The 15,434-nt window shown below is 70.4% G+C and carries 14 protein-coding genes; 7 read left to right on the top strand and 7 right to left on the bottom strand.

All coding sequences use genetic code 11. The features are described 5' to 3' along the window. From Q0379_RS22845 to sdhC, 3 genes are all read right to left on the bottom strand, one after another. On the bottom strand, positions 1 to 329 hold a 329-nt coding region (locus Q0379_RS22845; protein ID WP_299017204.1), incomplete at its 3' end, for an FAD-binding protein. Next, on the bottom strand, positions 329 to 784 hold the full coding sequence (sdhD, locus tag Q0379_RS22840; RefSeq protein WP_197426937.1) for a succinate dehydrogenase, hydrophobic membrane anchor protein: 456 nt from the start codon (positions 782 to 784) through the stop codon (positions 329 to 331). The genes Q0379_RS22845 and sdhD, both read right to left, overlap by 1 nt. After that, the gene (sdhC, locus tag Q0379_RS22835; RefSeq protein ID WP_299017201.1) at positions 751 to 1,158 is read right to left on the bottom strand and encodes a succinate dehydrogenase, cytochrome b556 subunit; all 408 of its coding nucleotides are present in this window, start codon (positions 1,156 to 1,158) and stop codon (positions 751 to 753) included. The genes sdhD and sdhC overlap by 34 nt, the downstream gene beginning before the upstream one ends. Positions 1,159 to 1,339: 181 nt before the next feature. Between sdhC and Q0379_RS22830 the strand changes: the two genes are divergently transcribed. Continuing rightward, positions 1,340 to 2,773, top strand: coding sequence for an HWE histidine kinase domain-containing protein (locus tag Q0379_RS22830; protein WP_299017198.1), 1,434 nt, complete (start codon positions 1,340 to 1,342; stop codon positions 2,771 to 2,773). On the opposite strand, the gene Q0379_RS22825 is transcribed toward Q0379_RS22830, so the two are convergent. Together Q0379_RS22825 and zapE are read right to left on the bottom strand one after the other, a co-directional pair. Further along, the gene (locus Q0379_RS22825; protein WP_299017194.1) at positions 2,770 to 3,357 is read right to left on the bottom strand and encodes an NUDIX domain-containing protein; all 588 of its coding nucleotides are present in this window, start codon (positions 3,355 to 3,357) and stop codon (positions 2,770 to 2,772) included. The genes Q0379_RS22830 and Q0379_RS22825 overlap by 4 nt on opposite strands. Before the next feature lie 9 nt (positions 3,358 to 3,366). Beyond that, positions 3,367 to 4,485, bottom strand: coding sequence for a cell division protein ZapE (zapE, locus tag Q0379_RS22820; RefSeq protein ID WP_299017191.1), 1,119 nt, complete (start codon positions 4,483 to 4,485; stop codon positions 3,367 to 3,369). A gap of 86 nt (positions 4,486 to 4,571) precedes the next feature. Here zapE and tsaE point away from each other — a divergent pair, with 86 nt between their 5' ends. From tsaE to trxA, 6 genes are all read left to right on the top strand, one after another. Further along, positions 4,572 to 5,018 (top strand): tRNA (adenosine(37)-N6)-threonylcarbamoyltransferase complex ATPase subunit type 1 TsaE, encoded by a 447-nt coding sequence (tsaE, locus tag Q0379_RS22815; protein WP_299017188.1) that lies wholly within the window; start codon positions 4,572 to 4,574, stop codon positions 5,016 to 5,018. Further along, positions 5,008 to 6,093 carry an N-acetylmuramate/N-acetylglucosamine kinase AmgK gene (gene amgK / locus Q0379_RS22810; RefSeq protein ID WP_299017185.1) on the top strand — a complete coding sequence of 362 codons (1,086 nt, stop codon included), beginning with the start codon at positions 5,008 to 5,010 and terminating at the stop codon, positions 6,091 to 6,093. Before tsaE ends, amgK begins: the two co-directional genes overlap by 11 nt. Continuing rightward, entirely contained in the window at positions 6,090 to 6,815 is a 726-nt protein-coding gene (gene murU, locus Q0379_RS22805) for an N-acetylmuramate alpha-1-phosphate uridylyltransferase MurU (protein ID WP_299017182.1), read from the top strand. The genes amgK and murU overlap by 4 nt, the downstream gene beginning before the upstream one ends. Then, complete coding sequence (addB, locus tag Q0379_RS22800; RefSeq protein ID WP_299017179.1) at positions 6,812 to 9,799, top strand: double-strand break repair protein AddB; 2,988 nt, start codon at positions 6,812 to 6,814, stop codon at positions 9,797 to 9,799. The genes murU and addB overlap by 4 nt, the downstream gene beginning before the upstream one ends. Next, entirely contained in the window at positions 9,796 to 13,254 is a 3,459-nt protein-coding gene (addA, locus tag Q0379_RS22795; protein WP_299017176.1) for a double-strand break repair helicase AddA, read from the top strand. The genes addB and addA overlap by 4 nt, the downstream gene beginning before the upstream one ends. Before the next feature lie 122 nt (positions 13,255 to 13,376). Beyond that, a complete protein-coding gene (gene trxA / locus Q0379_RS22790; protein WP_066686019.1) occupies positions 13,377 to 13,709 on the top strand; it encodes a thioredoxin in 333 nt (110 codons plus the stop codon). 213 nt (positions 13,710 to 13,922) lie between these two features. Here the strand turns inward: trxA and Q0379_RS22785 are convergent, their stop codons facing one another. Then, positions 13,923 to 14,030 (bottom strand): hypothetical protein, encoded by a 108-nt coding sequence (locus Q0379_RS22785; protein ID WP_299017170.1) that lies wholly within the window; start codon positions 14,028 to 14,030, stop codon positions 13,923 to 13,925. Between the two features lie 86 nt (positions 14,031 to 14,116). Continuing rightward, on the bottom strand, positions 14,117 to 15,433 hold the full coding sequence (locus Q0379_RS22780) for a folylpolyglutamate synthase/dihydrofolate synthase family protein (RefSeq protein WP_299017167.1): 1,317 nt from the start codon (positions 15,431 to 15,433) through the stop codon (positions 14,117 to 14,119). Position 15,434 lies beyond the last annotated feature (1 nt).

The following is a 15,434-nucleotide window of genomic DNA, read 5'->3' as shown; positions in this document are numbered from 1 at the left end:
GAGAAGGGCACGCCCCAATGCTCAAGCTCATAGACCGCCGCCGGGGCGTTGCGGGTCAGGTATTCGATGGCGTCCTGGTCGCCCAGCCAGTCCGAACCCTTGACGGTGTCGAACATGTGCCAGCGCCAGTCGTCCTGGCCCATGTTGCCCAGCGAGGCCGAGATGCCGCCCTGCGCGGCCACGGTGTGGCTGCGGGTCGGGAACACCTTGGTGATGCAGGCGGTCTTGAGGCCGGCCTGGGCGGCGCCCAGCGCGGCGCGGAGGCCCGAGCCGCCGGCGCCGACGACGACGACGTCGAACTTGTGGTCGATGAACTTGTAGGCCGACATCAATGGGCTCCGGTCACGGTCAGGGCCACCTTCAGGATCGAGAAGATCCCGACGGCGCCGGCGATCACGCAGACGAACAGGTTTCCGATCACCAGGGCGGTCTTGGTCGTGAAGCGATGGATGTAATCCTCGATCACCACCTGCATCGCGCCTTGGAGGTGCACGAGGGCGACGAGCAGCAGCAGGCTCGACAGCACCGCGTTCAGCGGCTGGCCCAGCCACAGGGCGACGGTGTGCTGGTCGGCGCCGATCAGGCGGAGCGCGGCGTAGGCGCCCCACAGCAGCAGCGGAACCAGGGCCAGGCCCGAGACGCGCTCGGTGATGAAATGATGGACGCCATGGCGGGCGGCGCCGAGGCCCCGAGCGCGCGACAGCGGCGTGCGGAACTGCTGGGGCTGATAGATGTCGTTCTTGCTCATGATCAGAACGCTCCGTTGGCGCCGGCCAGGACCCAGGTGACGATCGTCGCCACGACGGCGAAGGCGATCGACATGGCGCCCGTCATGTCGGCGGTGCGCGGCGCGAAGCCCTTGCCCACATCCCAGAAGGACTGACGGATGACATAGGCGACGGTGTAGAAGACCGCGAAGGTCTCGCCCAGCAGCACCAGCTTGCCGATCGGCGAGCCCAGGATGCTCAGATAGCCGGCATAGACGCTCGGCCCAGCGGCCAGGGCCGCGGCCCAACCGGCCAGGATGGCGGCGCCCACATAGAGCGCGACCAGGCAGCCGCGGTGTAGGATCGAGCAGGCCATCGTAATATGCCAGCGCCACACCTGCGTGTACGGTGACATCGGGCGCTCGGGCAGCTCCCGGCTCGTGTCGGTCATGGGAGGTCCAACCTCAGTAGCCTTTGTGCGTTGCGGGACGCTTTTAAGCGCGGGGACTTAGCTGTCAATTAAACGACGCTCTCTTGAGAAACGTTCGCAAACCCAACGACGGTGTCTTGAAGGAACCGCAAGGCGCAGCTTGCGTTGCTCCCAACGGGTTACGGGGTAGGCGGCGCGTCAGATGAATGGTCCGATCGACTTTCGCGAGATATTCGATCGCATCCCCTCGCCCTACATGCTGCTGGACCGCGACTACCGGTATGTCGCGGCAAACGCCGCCTATCTGAATACGCTCCAAAGACGATGGGAAGACATTGAGGGCGAGTATATTTTCGACGCCTTCCCGTCCGAGGGCGAGAGCCGAGCAAGCCTGGAGGCCTCGCTCGCGCAGGCGCGCGACAAGGGCGAGGTAACCGAACTTCCGCTGATCCACTATGCGATCGAACGGCCCGCCCATCTCGGCGGGGGATTCGAGGACAGGATCTGGAGCGCCACCCACACGCCGATCCCTGACGAGACGGGCGCGACCCGCTACATCCTGCAGCACACCCAGGACGTCACCGCCATTCAGCGCCTCAAGGAGGCGGCCTTCGGCTCACGCTCGGCGACCATGCTGGGCGACGATGTGCTGCGCCGGGCCGAGACGGTGCAATCTCAGAGCCGGCAGCTTCGCAACCTGTTCATGCAGGCGCCCAGCTTCATGGCGGTGCTGCGCGGCCCTGACCACGTCTTCGACCTTGCCAACAACGCCTATGCCCAACTGATCGGTCATCGCGAGGTGACGGGCCTGCCTCTAGCCGAAGCCCTGCCCGAAGTCGCCGAACAGGGCTTCGTTGATCTTCTCGACCGCGTGCTGACCAGCCGCGAGGCCTTCGTCGGCCGTCGCGTGAAGGTCGCTCTGCAGCGCGAGGTCGGCGCGCCGCTGGAGGAGCGCTACCTGGACTTCGTCTATCAGCCGATCATCGAGCCGGATGGAACGGCCTCAGGCGTGTTCGTCGAAGGGGTCGACATGACCGACCAGGTCCAGGCGGACGAGCGGCAGCGCCTCCTGCTCGACGAGCTGAACCACCGCGTCAAGAACACCCTGGCGACAGTTCAGGCGATCGCCCAGCAGACGCTGCGCGGCGCACGAGATCCCGAGGCGTTCGCGGCGGCCTTCGAGTCGCGCCTGCTGGCCCTGTCCCAGACCCACAACGCCCTGACCGATAGCCGATGGGCCGGCGCGGGCCTGCGGCAGATCCTCAGCCAGGAACTGGGCCCCTACGGCGCTGAACGCGTCGTGATGGAGGGCGAAGACGTTCACCTGCCCGCGCGCGTGGCCTTGGCGCTCGGCATGGTGTTCCATGAACTGGCCACCAACGCCGCCAAGTACGGCGCGCTGTCCACGGCGGGCCGCCTGCTGCTGACCTGGTCGGTGACCGGCGACGCCAGCCTGGTCTTCGAATGGCGCGAGACCGGCGGACCGCCCGCCGCACAACCGACGCGGCGTGGCTTCGGCTCCCGCCTGATCGAGCGCAGCATCGCCGGCGAGCTACGTGGCCACATCGCCTTCGACTACGCCGAGGATGGCCTGGTGGTGCGCTTCGACGCCCCGCTGGCGCGCGATCTCGACTAAGCCTTGGCGAACACCGTCAGGGCCAGGTGCTGCAGCAGCATGATGGTCTTGGCGTCGCGGATGCGGCCGTCGGCGATCATGGCCAAGGCCTCGTCGATCGTTGGCTCCAGCACCTCGATGTCTTCGCCCTCGTCTGGATGGCCGCCGCCGTCGCCGATGCGCATCGAGGCATCGTACTCGGCCACGAAGAAGTGCAGGATCTCCGTCACCGAGCCAGGACTCATGAAGGCCTCGAACACCTTGCGAACCTCGCCCAGGCGATAGCCCAGCTCCTCCTCGACCTCGGCGCGGATGCGGACTTCGGGCTCGGCGTCGTCCAGCAGCCCCGCCGCCGCCTCGATCAGGAGATCGTCGTAGCCGTTGATGAAGGCCGGATAGCGGAACTGCTTGACCAGCAGCACGGTACGGTTGGCCAGGTTATAGGGCAGCAGCACCGCGCCGTTGCCCCGGTCATAGTGCTCCCGGCTCTGGCTTTGCCAGGTCCCGTCGCGCCGCTTCCAGTCGAAGGTCGTGGTCTTCAGGACGTACCAGTTGTCGGAGAGCAGCTTGGTCTCGCGGACGCGGACCCGGTCTTTGACGGACATCGATGGCTCCTAATCGCGGACGCGCGAGACATAGTCGGCCGAGCGCATTTCCTGCAGACGCGAAACCGTGCGCTCGAATTCGAAGGCGCCGTCGCCTTCGGGGTACAGCGCCTCGGGCTCGGCCTCGGCCAGGGCGACCAGCTTGGCGTCGGCTTCGTAGAGGGCGTCGATCAGGGTGTTGAACCGCTTGGCCGCGTCACGCCGGGCCGGCGTCAGGCAGGGCACGTCCTCGAGGAAGATCGTGTGGAAGCGCTCGGCCAGGGCCAGATAGTCCTGGGGGCCCAGCGCCTGCTGGCACAGGCTGGCGAACGAGGCGCGGACCATCCCGCCCGCCGCGCGTGGCAGCCGCATCTTGCGGCCCAGCACCTCCAGCGTCGCGCCGGTCTCCGGCGCGCCGTCCAGCAGGTCGGTCCACAGCCGCTCGAACTCGGCCTGATTGGCCTTGTCGATTGGCGCCAGCCAAGTGCGGGCGGCCCGTAGGCGATCCAGGCGGAAGTCGACCGGCCCGCGCACCGCCACGATGTCCAGCGCCGACTTCAGCATGTCGATGAAAGGCAGGAAGAGCTGGCGGTTCAGCCCATCCCTGTAGAGATCCTCAGGCGGCCGGTTCGAGGTCGCCACCAGGGTCACGCCCCGCGCGAACAGGGCCTCGAACAATCGGCCCAGGATCATGGCGTCGGCGATGTCGGTGACCTGAAGCTCGTCGAAGCACAGCAGGCGCGCGTTCTGGGCGATCAGCTCGGCGGTCGGGGCGATCGGATCATCCCCTTTCGACTGTCCGAAGCGCGCCTTGCGCGCCGCCGCGTCGCCCTTGCGCCAGGCGTCGATATCGGCGTGGACCTCGGCCATGAAGGCATGGAAGTGGATCCGCCGCTTCTTGGTGACCGGCGCGCTGTCGAAGAAGAGGTCCATCAGCATGGACTTCCCGCGCCCGACCGGTCCCCACAAATAGACGCCGCGCTGGCTCTTGGGCTTGCGGCCAAAGAAAGAGAAGTTCGGCTCGCCGGCCGAGTCCAGGTCGGCTTCCAGGCGGGACAGGGCCTCGACGGCGGCGGCCTGGGCGACGTCGGGACGGATCTCGCCCTGGGCCAGGCGCTCGCGATAGGCGGTGCGGAGGGATGTCGGCATCGGGCATTGCGGTTAGCGCGTGCGCGGCGCGGGGGAAAGGGCCTTGCGCCCTCAACATCGCCGAGGCGACGCGCTATGGGGTGGACATGAGCACCCTCCACCTCGCCGACGAGGCCGCGACCCAAGCGCTGGGCCGCCAGCTGGCCGCGTCCCTGCGCCCTGGCGACGCCCTCTGCCTGACCGGCCCGCTCGGCGCCGGCAAGTCGACCCTGGCTCGCGCCCTGATCCGCGCCCTGACGACGCCGGACGAAGAGGTGCCAAGCCCAACCTTCACGCTCGTTCAGTTCTATGAGACGGCAAGCTTCCCGCTGGCCCACTTCGATCTCTATCGCCTGACCGACCCCGATGAGGCCTATGAGATCGGTCTCGATGAGGCGCTGGACGGCGGTGTCGCCCTGATCGAGTGGCCGCAGCGACTGGAAGGGCGTTTGCCGCCGAATCGGCTCGATATAGACATCGCCCTGGACGGCGACGCGCGACGCGCGACGGTCGTCGGACACGGAAGTTTCGAAGGACGTTCCCTTGAGTTCTGAACGTGAGGCGGCCAAGGCCGCGTTCCTGGAGGCCCACGGCTTCGGCGACGTCCGCCGCCAGCCGCTGGGCGGCGACGCCTCGACCCGGTCGTACGAGCGCCTGCATCGGGAGAGCGAGACTTTCATCTTCATGGACCAGCCGCCGTCGGTGGAGACCGCGCCCTGTCCGCCGGACGCGACGCCGGAACAGCGCACGGCGCTGGGCTACAACGCCCTGGCGCGCCTGGCCGCCGGCCGTGTGGACGCCTTCGTCGCCTGCGCCGGCTGGCTGAACGCCCAGGGCCTCTCGGCTCCCCAGGTGCTGGCCTCCGACGCCGGCGCTGGTCTCGCCGTGCTGGAGGACCTGGGCGATGACCTCTACGCCCGCCTGATCGAGGCCGGGACCGATGAAGCGCCGCTTTACGACGCCGCCATCGACGGCTTGCTCGCGATCCACGCCGCGCCGACGCCCAGCGTGCTCAGCTATGACGGCTCGACCTGGCCGCTGCTGACCTATGACGATCTGGCCCTGAAGACGGCCCACGACATCTTCATCGAGTGGCAGCCGAAGTTCCGCGATGTCGCCTTCGACGCCGCCGCCCTCTCGGAATGGGAGGCGATCTGGGCGCCAATCCGCGCGCGGGGCGAGGCCGAAGCGACGGTCTTCTGCCACCGCGACTATCACGCCGAGAACCTGATCTGGCTGCCGGAGCGCCTTGGGGCGGCGCGGGTCGGGATGCTGGACTTCCAGGACGCGGTCCTGGCCCACCCGGCCTGGGACCTGTCGATGCTGCTGCACGACGCCCGCCGCACCGTCTCGCCCGAGCGGGAGGCGGCGTGCCTCGAGCGCTATCTGGCGGCGAGGCCGGACCTGGATCGCACCGCCTTCCTGGCCGACTACCACGCGCTGGGCGCGCTAAACATCATCCGGATCCTGGGCATCTTCGCGCGCCTGGTGGCCCGGGACGGCAAGCCCCGCTACGCCGACTTCATCCCGCGCCTGTGGGTCTATCTGGACGTCTGTTTCGCAGACCCGGCGCTCGCCGACCTCAAGGCCTGGTTCGATCGCCATGTTCCGTCGGAGACGCGCCGATGAGCGGGCCTAAAGTCGCCATGGTGCTGGCCGCGGGCCTCGGCACCCGCATGCGCCCCCTGACCAACGACCGGCCCAAGGCCCTGGTCGAGGTCGGCGGCAAGGCCCTGATCGACCACATGCTGGACCGCCTGGCGGCCGCCGGCGTCGAGACCGCCGTGGTCAACGTCCACTATTTCGCCGACCTGGTCGAAGCCCACCTCAAGGCCCGCGAGGCCAAGGGCCTGGGACCGCGCATCGTCATCTCCGACGAGCGTCCGCAAGCCTTGGAGACCGGCGGGGGGATCAAGCACGCCCTGCCGCTGCTGGGCGAGGGTCCCGTCTTCGTCGCCAACATCGACTCGATCTGGATCGAGCACGGCGCGGCGGCCGTCGACGCGGTCGCGACCGCCTGGGACTCGGCCAAGATGGATGTCTGCCTGATGCTGGCCTCGACGAGCGGCTCGCTGGGTTTCCACGACAGCGGCGACGTGTTCCTGGCGGAGGACGGCGTCGTCCGCTTCAAGGACGCCGGCGAGATGGCGCCGCTGGTTTATGTCGGCGTGCACATCTGCAAGCCCCAGATCACCGCGGATGGTCCGGACGGGCCGTTCTCGCTGCTGCCGCTTTGGAAGCGCCTCGCCGCCGACCGTCGCGTCCACGGTGTCGCGCCTGATGGCCTTTGGATGCACGTCGGCGACCCCGACGCCAAGCTGGCGGCCGAGGCGAGGCTCTCGCAAGCATGAGCGCCCAGGCCCCATTCTTTGAGCGCCCGGGGCCGCGCTGGTTCTCGATCCCCGCGCATCGGCCGTTCGTCGACGACCTGGCGCGCGGCCTGCTGAACGCCCTGGAGCCGCTCGGCCCCGAGGCCCTGCCGCGCGCCACGGTCCTGACCCCGACCCGCCGGGGCGCCCGCGCCTTGGCCGACGCCTTCCTGGCGGTCGGCGGCGGGCGGGCCCTGCTGCTGCCGCAGATCCGGCCGCTGGGCGACCTCGACGAGGGCGAGCCGCCGTTCGAGCCGGGCGAGCTCTCGATCGACCTGCCGCCCGCCATCGCCTCGCGTCGTCGCCGGTTCGAGCTGGCGCGGCTGGTGGTCGATCATGGCGGGCTGCTGTCGTTCACGCCCGGCCCGGTCCAGGCGCTGGAGCTGGCCAAGGCTCTGTCCGACTTCCTCGACAGCTGCCAGATCGAGGAGATCCAGTTCGAGGACAGGCTCGATGGCCTGGCCGAGGGCGACCTGGCCCAGCACTGGCAAGTCTCGGCCCGGTTCCTGAAGGCCGTCCTGCGCGCCTGGCCGGAACGTCTGAAGGACCTGGGCCTGATCGACGTCTCCGAACGCCGCGTGCGCCTGTTGCGCGCGCTGGAGAGACAGTGGGCCGAAAACCCGCCGACCGAGGTGCTGGTCGCGGCCGGATCGACCGGCACGGCCCCCGCCACCGCCGACCTGCTGCGCGTCGTGGCCGCCGCGCCGAAGGGCGCCGTGGTGCTGCCCGGCCTCGACGAGGACCTGGCCGACAGCGCCTGGACCCGGATCGAGGGGACGCAGGGCGAGCAGCATCCGCAAGGCGCCATGAAGCGCCTGCTGGACCGGGCCGGCGTCGCGCGCGGCGACGTCCGCGCCTGGGTCCCCGACGCCGACAGCCGGGGCCGCTGGCGCCGGCGGATCGTCAACGAGGCCCTGCGCCCGGCCGAGGCCACCGCCGACTGGCTGGCTCAGATCGCGTCTCTGCGCGCCGAGGCCCCGGACCTCGACCCGATCGCCGAAGGGCTGACTGGCTTTTCCGTCATCGCCGCGCGCGCCGAGGAGGAGGCCGCCGGCGCCTGCGCCTTGCTCCTGCGCGAGGCGCTGGAGACGCCAGACAAGACCGCCGCCCTGGTCACGCCGGACCAGACCCTGGCCCGCCGCGTGATGACCCGCCTGCAGCGCTGGGGCGTCATCCCCGACAGCTCGGCCGGCGCGCCGCTGGCTGCCGCCGGCTCGGCGATCCTGGCCCTGCACTTGGCGCGTCTCGTCGAAGAGCCGCTCAACCCGGTGCGCCTGCTGGCCGTCGCCAAGCATCCGCTGGTGTTGGGGGAGGACGAGGGAGAGGCCGCCGCCCTCCTGGAGCGCAAGGGTCTACGCGGCGCGGCGCCGGGCTCGGCCGAGGTTTTGCGCGCGCGGTTAAAAGACGCCCCCGAGGCTCTCGCCCTCTGCGAGCGCGTGCTGGCCGCCGTCGACCATGCCGCCAGCCCCTATGCCGACGGCTACGCCCGCCCCTGCCACGCGGCCAAGGCCCTGGTCGAGGCGCTGGAAGGGCTGATCGCGCCCCCTCGCCTGTGGGCCGGCGGCGCGGGCGAGTGCCTGGGCGCGCTAATGGCCGCCCTGATCCAGGACGGCGAGCCCCTGCCCGACGCCTCGCCCCAGGCCTTCGCCGACATCCTCGATCGCCTCGTCAACGAGGAGACCGTCCGCGTCGGCGGGGCCACCCATCCCCGCCTGCGCATCCTGGGCGCGATCGAAGCCCGCCTGGTGCGCGCCGACCGCCTGGTGCTGGCGGGACTGGAGGAAGGCGTCTGGCCGCAGGGCGCGCCGATCGATCCGTTCCTGTCGCGGCCGATGCGCCAGCGCCTGGGCCTGCCGCCGCCCGAACGGCGCGTGGGCCTGACCGCCCACGACTTCGCCCAGGCCGCCAGCGCGCCCGATGTGGTGCTGGTCCACTGCGAGCGGCGCGGCGGCGCGCCGGCCGTCGAGTCGCGCTGGCTGTGGCGCCTGAAGACCCTGGCCGCCGGCGCGGGCCTTTCCCTTCCGCGCCGCGACGACGTACTGGACTGGGTCCGCGCCCTCGACGCGCCCGAGCCCTATTCGCCGATCAAACGCCCTGAACCGCGCCCACCGGTCGAGGACCGGCCGCGCAAGATGGCCGTCACTCGCGTCGAGGCCCTGACCCGCGATCCCTACGCCGTCTGGGCGCGCGACATCCTCAAGCTCTACCCGCTGGAGCGCCCCGACGAGCCGGTCGAGGCTCGGGCGCGCGGCACGGCCATCCACGCGGCCTTCGAAAAATTCGCCGAGACCTATCCGGACGCCGTGCCCGCCGACGCGGCCGCGGTGTTCGAACGCTTCTATATCGAGGCCCTGGTCAACGCCGGCATGCCGCCGACCGCTCTCGCCCGCGAGAAAGCCCTGGCCCGCGAGGCCGCCCTGTGGGTCGCCGACTGGGAGCGCCATCGCCGCGCCGGCGCGCGCAGGATCATCGTCGAGGCCGAGGGCAAGCTTGAGCTCTCGATCAACGGCCGCCCCTTCACCCTGACCGCCAAGGCCGACCGCATCGAGCCGACACCGGACGGGACCGCCCACATCCTCGACTACAAGACGGGCGCCGCGCCCTCGCAGAAGCAGGTCGACACCGGCTTCTCGCCGCAGCTGACCCTGACGGCGGCGATCCTGATGAATGGCGGCTTCCCGGACCTGGGCAGCCCCGCGCCCGGCGACCTGACCTATGTCCGCGTCACCGGTCGGCGGCCCGCCGGCGAGGAACAGCTCCGCGCCTTGGCGAACGGCGAGAGCGAGGAGGCCGCGCGCAAGGCGATGGACGGCCTGGTCAAGCTGGTCGCCCGCTATGACGATCCCGAAGAGCCCTACCGCTCGCGGGTCGCCCCACAGTTCGTCAAGGAGCACCCCGGCGACTACGCCCACTTGGCGCGGGTGTTCGAATGGTCGACCAGCGGCGACGACGGAGAGGGTGAATGATCGACCCTCAGCGCATCGCCGCCGATCCGGCGATCTCGGCCTTCGTCACGGCCAACGCCGGTTCCGGCAAGACCAAGACCCTGATCGACCGGGTCGCGCGGCTCTTGCTGGCCAAGGTGCCGCCCGAGGCGATCCTCTGCGTCACCTACACCAAGGCCGCCGCCGCCGAGATGCAGCGCCGCCTGTTCGAGCGGCTGGGCAAGTGGTCGGTGACCAGCGACGCCGACCTGCGCGCCGAGCTGATCAAGCTGGTCGGCGACGGCGAGGTCTATGGCGCCGAACGTCTGTCGAAGGCCCGCGCCCTGTTCGCCCAGGCGCTGGAGACACCCGGCGGCCTGAAGATCCAGACCATCCACGCCTTCTGCGAGAAGCTGCTGCGGCGCTTCCCACTGGAGGCTGGGGTCTCGCCCGGCTTCACGGTGATGGACGACCAGGCCGGCGCCGCCATCGCCCGCGCCGCCCGCCGCGCCGTCGCGAACTGGGTGGACACGCACGACGACGTCTTCGCCGAAGCCTATGCCCGGTTCTCGGTGGCGCTGGACTTCCAGAGCTTCGAGGCGATGTTCGACGGCTTCGAAGCGCGACGCGGCCAGATCATGGCCTATGTCCAGCGTTGCGGGGGCCTGGCCGAAGCGATCGCCGACGCCTGGGACCGTTGCGGCTTCGACGCGCCAACCTCCGCCGAGGACTTGGCCGCCAAGGCCATGGCCCGGCTCGACCTCGGCGCCTGGCGCGCGGCGGCGACCGTGTTGTTCGATGGCGGCGGCAAGCAGGACGCCAAATATGCAGAGGCCCTGGCGGCCGTGGCCCGCGACCCGGACGCCACGCTGGAGCTGGCCCTGCGCGCCCTGTTCACCGAGAGCGGCGAAGGAACACCGGCGACCTGGCCGGCCAAGACCTCGGGCCTGAAGAGCCGCGAGGACCTGCGCGAGGCCCTGCTGCTGGAACAGGCCAAGCTGGAGGCCGCCCGCGAGCAGGTCCGCGCCGCCAAGGTGGCCGAGGACACCCAGAACGCCCTGCTGCTGGCCGGCCTCTATATCGAGCGCCACATGGCCGAGAAGGAGGCCCGCGGCGCGCTCGACTTCACCGACCTGATCGACAAGACCCGCGTGCTGCTGACCGAGAAGGTCGAGGCCGCCTGGGTGCTCTACAAGCTGGATGGCGGCGTCGATCACATCCTGCTGGACGAGGCCCAAGACACCGCCCCCGAGCAGTGGGAGATCCTGCGCGCTCTGACCGCCGACTTCTTCGCGGGCGCGACCTCGGAGGGCTGGAGCGGCCGCCGGGCCGAGCGCACCCTGTTCATCGTCGGCGACGAAAAGCAGTCGATCTATTCGTTCCAGGGCGCGGACCCGACGCGCCTGCTGGAAGAGACCCAAGGCTATATCGCCCGGATCGAGGCGGTCGGCGCCGTCGGCAAGGGCGTGCCGCTGACCATGTCGTACCGCTCGACCCGCGAGGTCTTGAGCTTCGTCGACGCCCTGTTCTCCGATCCCGAGACGCGGGAGGGCGTGCCGCCGCCGGTGGGCCAGGACCTCGTCCGCCACGAGCTGTTCCGTCACGGTCATCCGGGCTGCGTCGATCTCTGGCCGCTGACCCGCGAGCTGCCCGGCGAGGAGCGCGAGGCCTGGGAGGCGCCGCTGGACGCCGAAGGCGAGCGCAGCGCCAACCGGCGCCTGGCCGAAGCCATCGCCGCCGAGACCGCCGCCATTCTCAAGCGCGGCGACGCCGTGTTCGACAAGGAGCTGGGCCGCCACCGCGCCGCCCACGCCGGCGACATTCTGGTCCTGGTCCGCCGCCGCAAGGTGCTGTTCGAGGAGATCATCCGCGCCCTTAAACGGCGGGGCGTGCCGGTGGCCGGCGCCGACCGGCTGTCGCTGTCCAGCCACATCGCCTTCGAGGACCTGCTGGCCCTGGGCCGGTTCGTCCTGTTCCCGGACGACGACCTCACGTTGGCGGCGCTGTTGAAGGCGCCATTCTGCGGCCTGTCCGACGACGACATCTATGCGCTGGCCAAGGGTCGGCGCGCCACGCTGTGGACGGAGCTTCAGCGACGGTCCGAGGAGCGCCCCGAGTGGGGCGCCGCGCGCGCCGTGCTGGACTGGGCCCTGATCGAGGCTCGCCGCCGGCAACCGTTCGAATTCTTCGCCGCCTGGCTGGGCCTCGCTGACGCCGGCGGCCGCTCGCACCGCGCCAAGGTCCTGACCCGCCTGGGCGCCGAGGCCGAAGAGGCGCTCGACGAGTTCCTGGCCCAGGTGATGGAGGCCGAGCAACGCGGCGTGCGCGATCTCGAGGCCCTGGTCGCCGACTTCGCGGCCCTCGACATCATCGTCAAACGCGAGATGGAGGGCGCGCGCCGCGAGGTGCGGGTGATGACCGCCCACGGCTCCAAGGGGCTGGAGGCGCCAATCGTCTTCCTGCCGGAGACCACGGTGAAGCGCGGGGCCGGCGGCTCGCCGCTGCTGGTCACCGAGGACGGGGCGCTGCTCTGGTGCGGCTCAAGCAAGGGCGACTGCGAGGCCTCGGCCAAGGCCCGCCGCCTGCGCGAGGACAAGGAGGGCCAGGAGGCGCTGCGCCTGCTGTACGTGGCCCTGACCCGGGCCCGCGACCGCCTGATCCTGTGCGGCCGCATCGACGCCCGCACCAAGGACGACAAGGTCGGCGGCTGGTATGCGGCCGTCCGCGCCGCCTTCGGCCATGCCGATATCGCGCCCCACGTGCGGACGATCGGCGAGGACGAGACCGCCTTCCTGCGCTACGGCCCCGATCCGACTCCCGCGCCGCGCGCCGAGGAGGACATTCGCGTCCCCGCCGCCGCGCCGGAGTGGATGACCCACACCGCGCCGCCCGAACCGGCGGCCGCGCGCTACGCAGCCCCCTCGCGGATCGAGGATAACGCCCGCGTGCCCGCCCCCTCGCCTCTGGCGCGCGTCGCGGGCCTGGGCCGCTATCGCCGGGGCGAGCTGGTGCACAAGCTGCTGCAGATCCTGCCCGACCTCGCGCCCGACCAGCGTCCAGCCGCCGCGCGGCGACTGTTGGCCGCCGAGCGTGACCTGACGGACGAGCAGCGTGAGGAGATGGCGGCCGCCGCCTTTGGGGTGCTGGATGACGCGCGCTTCGCCGCCGTGTTCGGTCCCGGCTCGCGGGCCGAGGTCGCCCTGGCCGGAACCAGCGCCCACCTGCCCAAGGGCCTGGCCGTCTCCGGCCGCGTCGACCGGCTGGTGGTGGACGAAGGCCGCGTGCTGGTCGTCGACTACAAGACCAATCGCCCCTCGCCCGACCGCATCGAGGACGCCGATCCCGCCTATCTGGCCCAGATGGCGGTCTATGCGGCGGTGCTGCGCGAGGTGTTCCCGGGCCGGGCGATCGAGGCGGCCCTGGTGTGGACGGACGGCCCCAAGCTGATGCCGGTTTCAGAAAAGGTGATGGCCGAGGCGCTGGCGCGGCTGGCCTAAGGCCGTTGCCGGGGCCGCGCCGTGCTCCTACATCTATGCGCAAGCGCTCGGAGCGAATCCGGGCATTTTGGAATTCATCGCGTCCTCCGCGCCCGCCGCGCGACGCCAGACTGGAGCAAGCCATGAGCACCGTTGCGGTGACCGACGCCACCTTCGAAGCCGACGTCCTGAAGGCCAGCAAGCCCGTGCTGGTCGACTTCTGGGCCGAATGGTGCGGTCCCTGTAAGCAGATCGCCCCGGCGCTGGAGCAGCTGTCGGAAGAGCTGGCCGACGTCGTGACAATCGCCAAGGTCAATATCGAGGACAGCCCGACGACCCCGTCGCGCTACGGCGTCCGCGGCATCCCGACCATGATGCTGTTCCGCGATGGCCAGATGACCTCGATGAAGGTCGGCGCCATGCCCAAGCAGAAGATCCTGGAATGGCTGAACGAAGCCGGCGTCCAGGCGGCCTAACCGCCCTCTTCCGCTGAATTGAAGACGCCCGCTCCGGTCCTCCGGGGCGGGCGTTTTTTGTCGTAGAATCCCGACCTTCCCGGCGAATGCCGGAACCCAGATCGAAGGCGCCGAGGTTTGCCGGCCTGTTTGGGCGGACGGCGCGAGATCCCCACGCCTTCAGGATGTACCTGGGCCCCGGCATTCGCCGGGGAATTCGGATGAGGAAGGGACCTACTTCTTCCCCGTCACGATGAACGGCGAGGTCGGCGGCGGCGGCGGCTTCTTCTCGGCCTTCGGTTTGCGGATTTCCTTGTTCGACTTCTTCTGACCCTTGGCCATCGGCGATTCCTGCCAGGACGGGCGCGCCCGCCGAGGATGTCCGGCGGGCCGTGCCGCCCTATCGGCGTGAGGTCAGCCTTACGCCCTTAGGTCGGCCAAGTCTCTGGACTCATCGCCAGCACCTCGCCGGCCAGGTACAGCGAGCCGCAGATCAGCACATGGGGCGTCGGCTCCAGCTGAAGCGCGCGCGATAGAGCATCCTCGACGCCGTCGCAGGCGGCGGCGCGCAGGCCGGCCAGCTCGGCGGCGGCGGCGGTCTCGGCGGCGCTGGCCGCGGCGTGTCCCTCGAAGGTCACGGTGAAGACCTTGGCCGCCACGCCCCGGAACGGCGTGAAAAAGCCCGTGGCGTCCTTGTTGGCCAGCAGGCCCGAGATCAGCGCCACCGGCCGGCCGTCGCGAGTGGCGAGGTCGGCGACGGCGCGCGAGACGGCCCGGCCGGCGTGCGGGTTATGGCCGCCGTCCAGCCAGAGATCCGCGCCGGCCGCCTTGGCGCGCTCGGCCAGCGGTCCGGCGGTCAGGCGCTGGAAGCGGGCGGGCCAGACGGCGCCGGCGATTCCCCGCCCCATGGCCGCCTCGTCGATGCGCGAGTCGCCCAGGGCCAGCAGGGCGGCGACGGCGAGGCCGGCGTTGGCGAACTGGTGCTCGCCGGGCAGCGAGGGCGCGGGCAGGTCCAGCAGGCGGTCCTGCATCTGCACCAGCAGCCGCCCGCGCTCGCTCCAGGCGTCGAAGTCGCGGCCCATCAGGGTCAGCTCGACCCCGGCAAGAGCGGCGTTAGTGTCGAGGACGTCCTCGGCGTCGATCTGCTGGCGGGCCGAGACCACCGGGGCCTCCGGCTTGATGATCCCGGCCTTCTCGACGGCGATCTTGGCGATGGTGTCGCCCAGGAACTCGCGGTGATCGATGTCGATCGGCGCGATGACGCTGACCGCCGGCCTCTGGATCACGTTTGTGGCGTCGAGAATTCCGCCCAGCCCCACCTCGACGATGCAGAGATCGGCCGGGACCTCCGCGAAGGCGACGAAGGCCGCCGCCGTGGTGATCTCGAAGAAGGTGATCTCGTGGCCGGCGTTGGCCTGTTCGACCCGATCGAGCACGGCGGCGAGATGCTCGTCGGTGATCAGGATCCCAGCCAGGCGGATGCGCTCGGAAAACCGAACCAGATGCGGCGAGGTGAAGACGTGGACCTTCAGGCCCGCCGCCTCGGCCATGGCCCGGAGATAGGCGACCGTCGAACCCTTCCCATTGGTGCCGGCCACATGGATCACCGGCGGCAGGCGGTCCTGCGGGTCGCCCAGCGCGGCGCACAGTCGCCGCATCCGGTCCAGCGACAGGTCGATCAGCTTGGGATGCAGCGCCTTCAGCCGCTCAAGGGCGGCGTCATGGGCGCGGAGGTGCTCGGCCAAG

The organism is uncultured Caulobacter sp. (genome assembly GCF_937900395.1).
Taxonomy (GTDB): domain Bacteria; phylum Pseudomonadota; class Alphaproteobacteria; order Caulobacterales; family Caulobacteraceae; genus Caulobacter.
This window is presented reverse-complemented; position numbering and strand designations above follow the sequence as displayed.

Coding starts and splice junctions, on each gene's coding strand:
- murU (WP_299017182.1), top strand. CDS start 6,090: ATGAGCGGGCCTAAAGTCGCCATGGTGCTGGCCGCGGGCCTCGGCACC.
- Q0379_RS22785 (WP_299017170.1), bottom strand. CDS start 14,030: ATGGCCAAGGGTCAGAAGAAGTCGAACAAGGAAATCCGCAAACCGAAG.
- Q0379_RS22830 (WP_299017198.1), top strand. CDS start 1,340: ATGAATGGTCCGATCGACTTTCGCGAGATATTCGATCGCATCCCCTCG.
- addB (WP_299017179.1), top strand. CDS start 6,812: ATGAGCGCCCAGGCCCCATTCTTTGAGCGCCCGGGGCCGCGCTGGTTC.
- trxA (WP_066686019.1), top strand. CDS start 13,377: ATGAGCACCGTTGCGGTGACCGACGCCACCTTCGAAGCCGACGTCCTG.
- addA (WP_299017176.1), top strand. CDS start 9,796: ATGATCGACCCTCAGCGCATCGCCGCCGATCCGGCGATCTCGGCCTTC.
- tsaE (WP_299017188.1), top strand. CDS start 4,572: ATGAGCACCCTCCACCTCGCCGACGAGGCCGCGACCCAAGCGCTGGGC.
- zapE (WP_299017191.1), bottom strand. CDS start 4,485: ATGCCGACATCCCTCCGCACCGCCTATCGCGAGCGCCTGGCCCAGGGC.
- sdhC (WP_299017201.1), bottom strand. CDS start 1,158: ATGACCGACACGAGCCGGGAGCTGCCCGAGCGCCCGATGTCACCGTAC.
- Q0379_RS22825 (WP_299017194.1), bottom strand. CDS start 3,357: ATGTCCGTCAAAGACCGGGTCCGCGTCCGCGAGACCAAGCTGCTCTCC.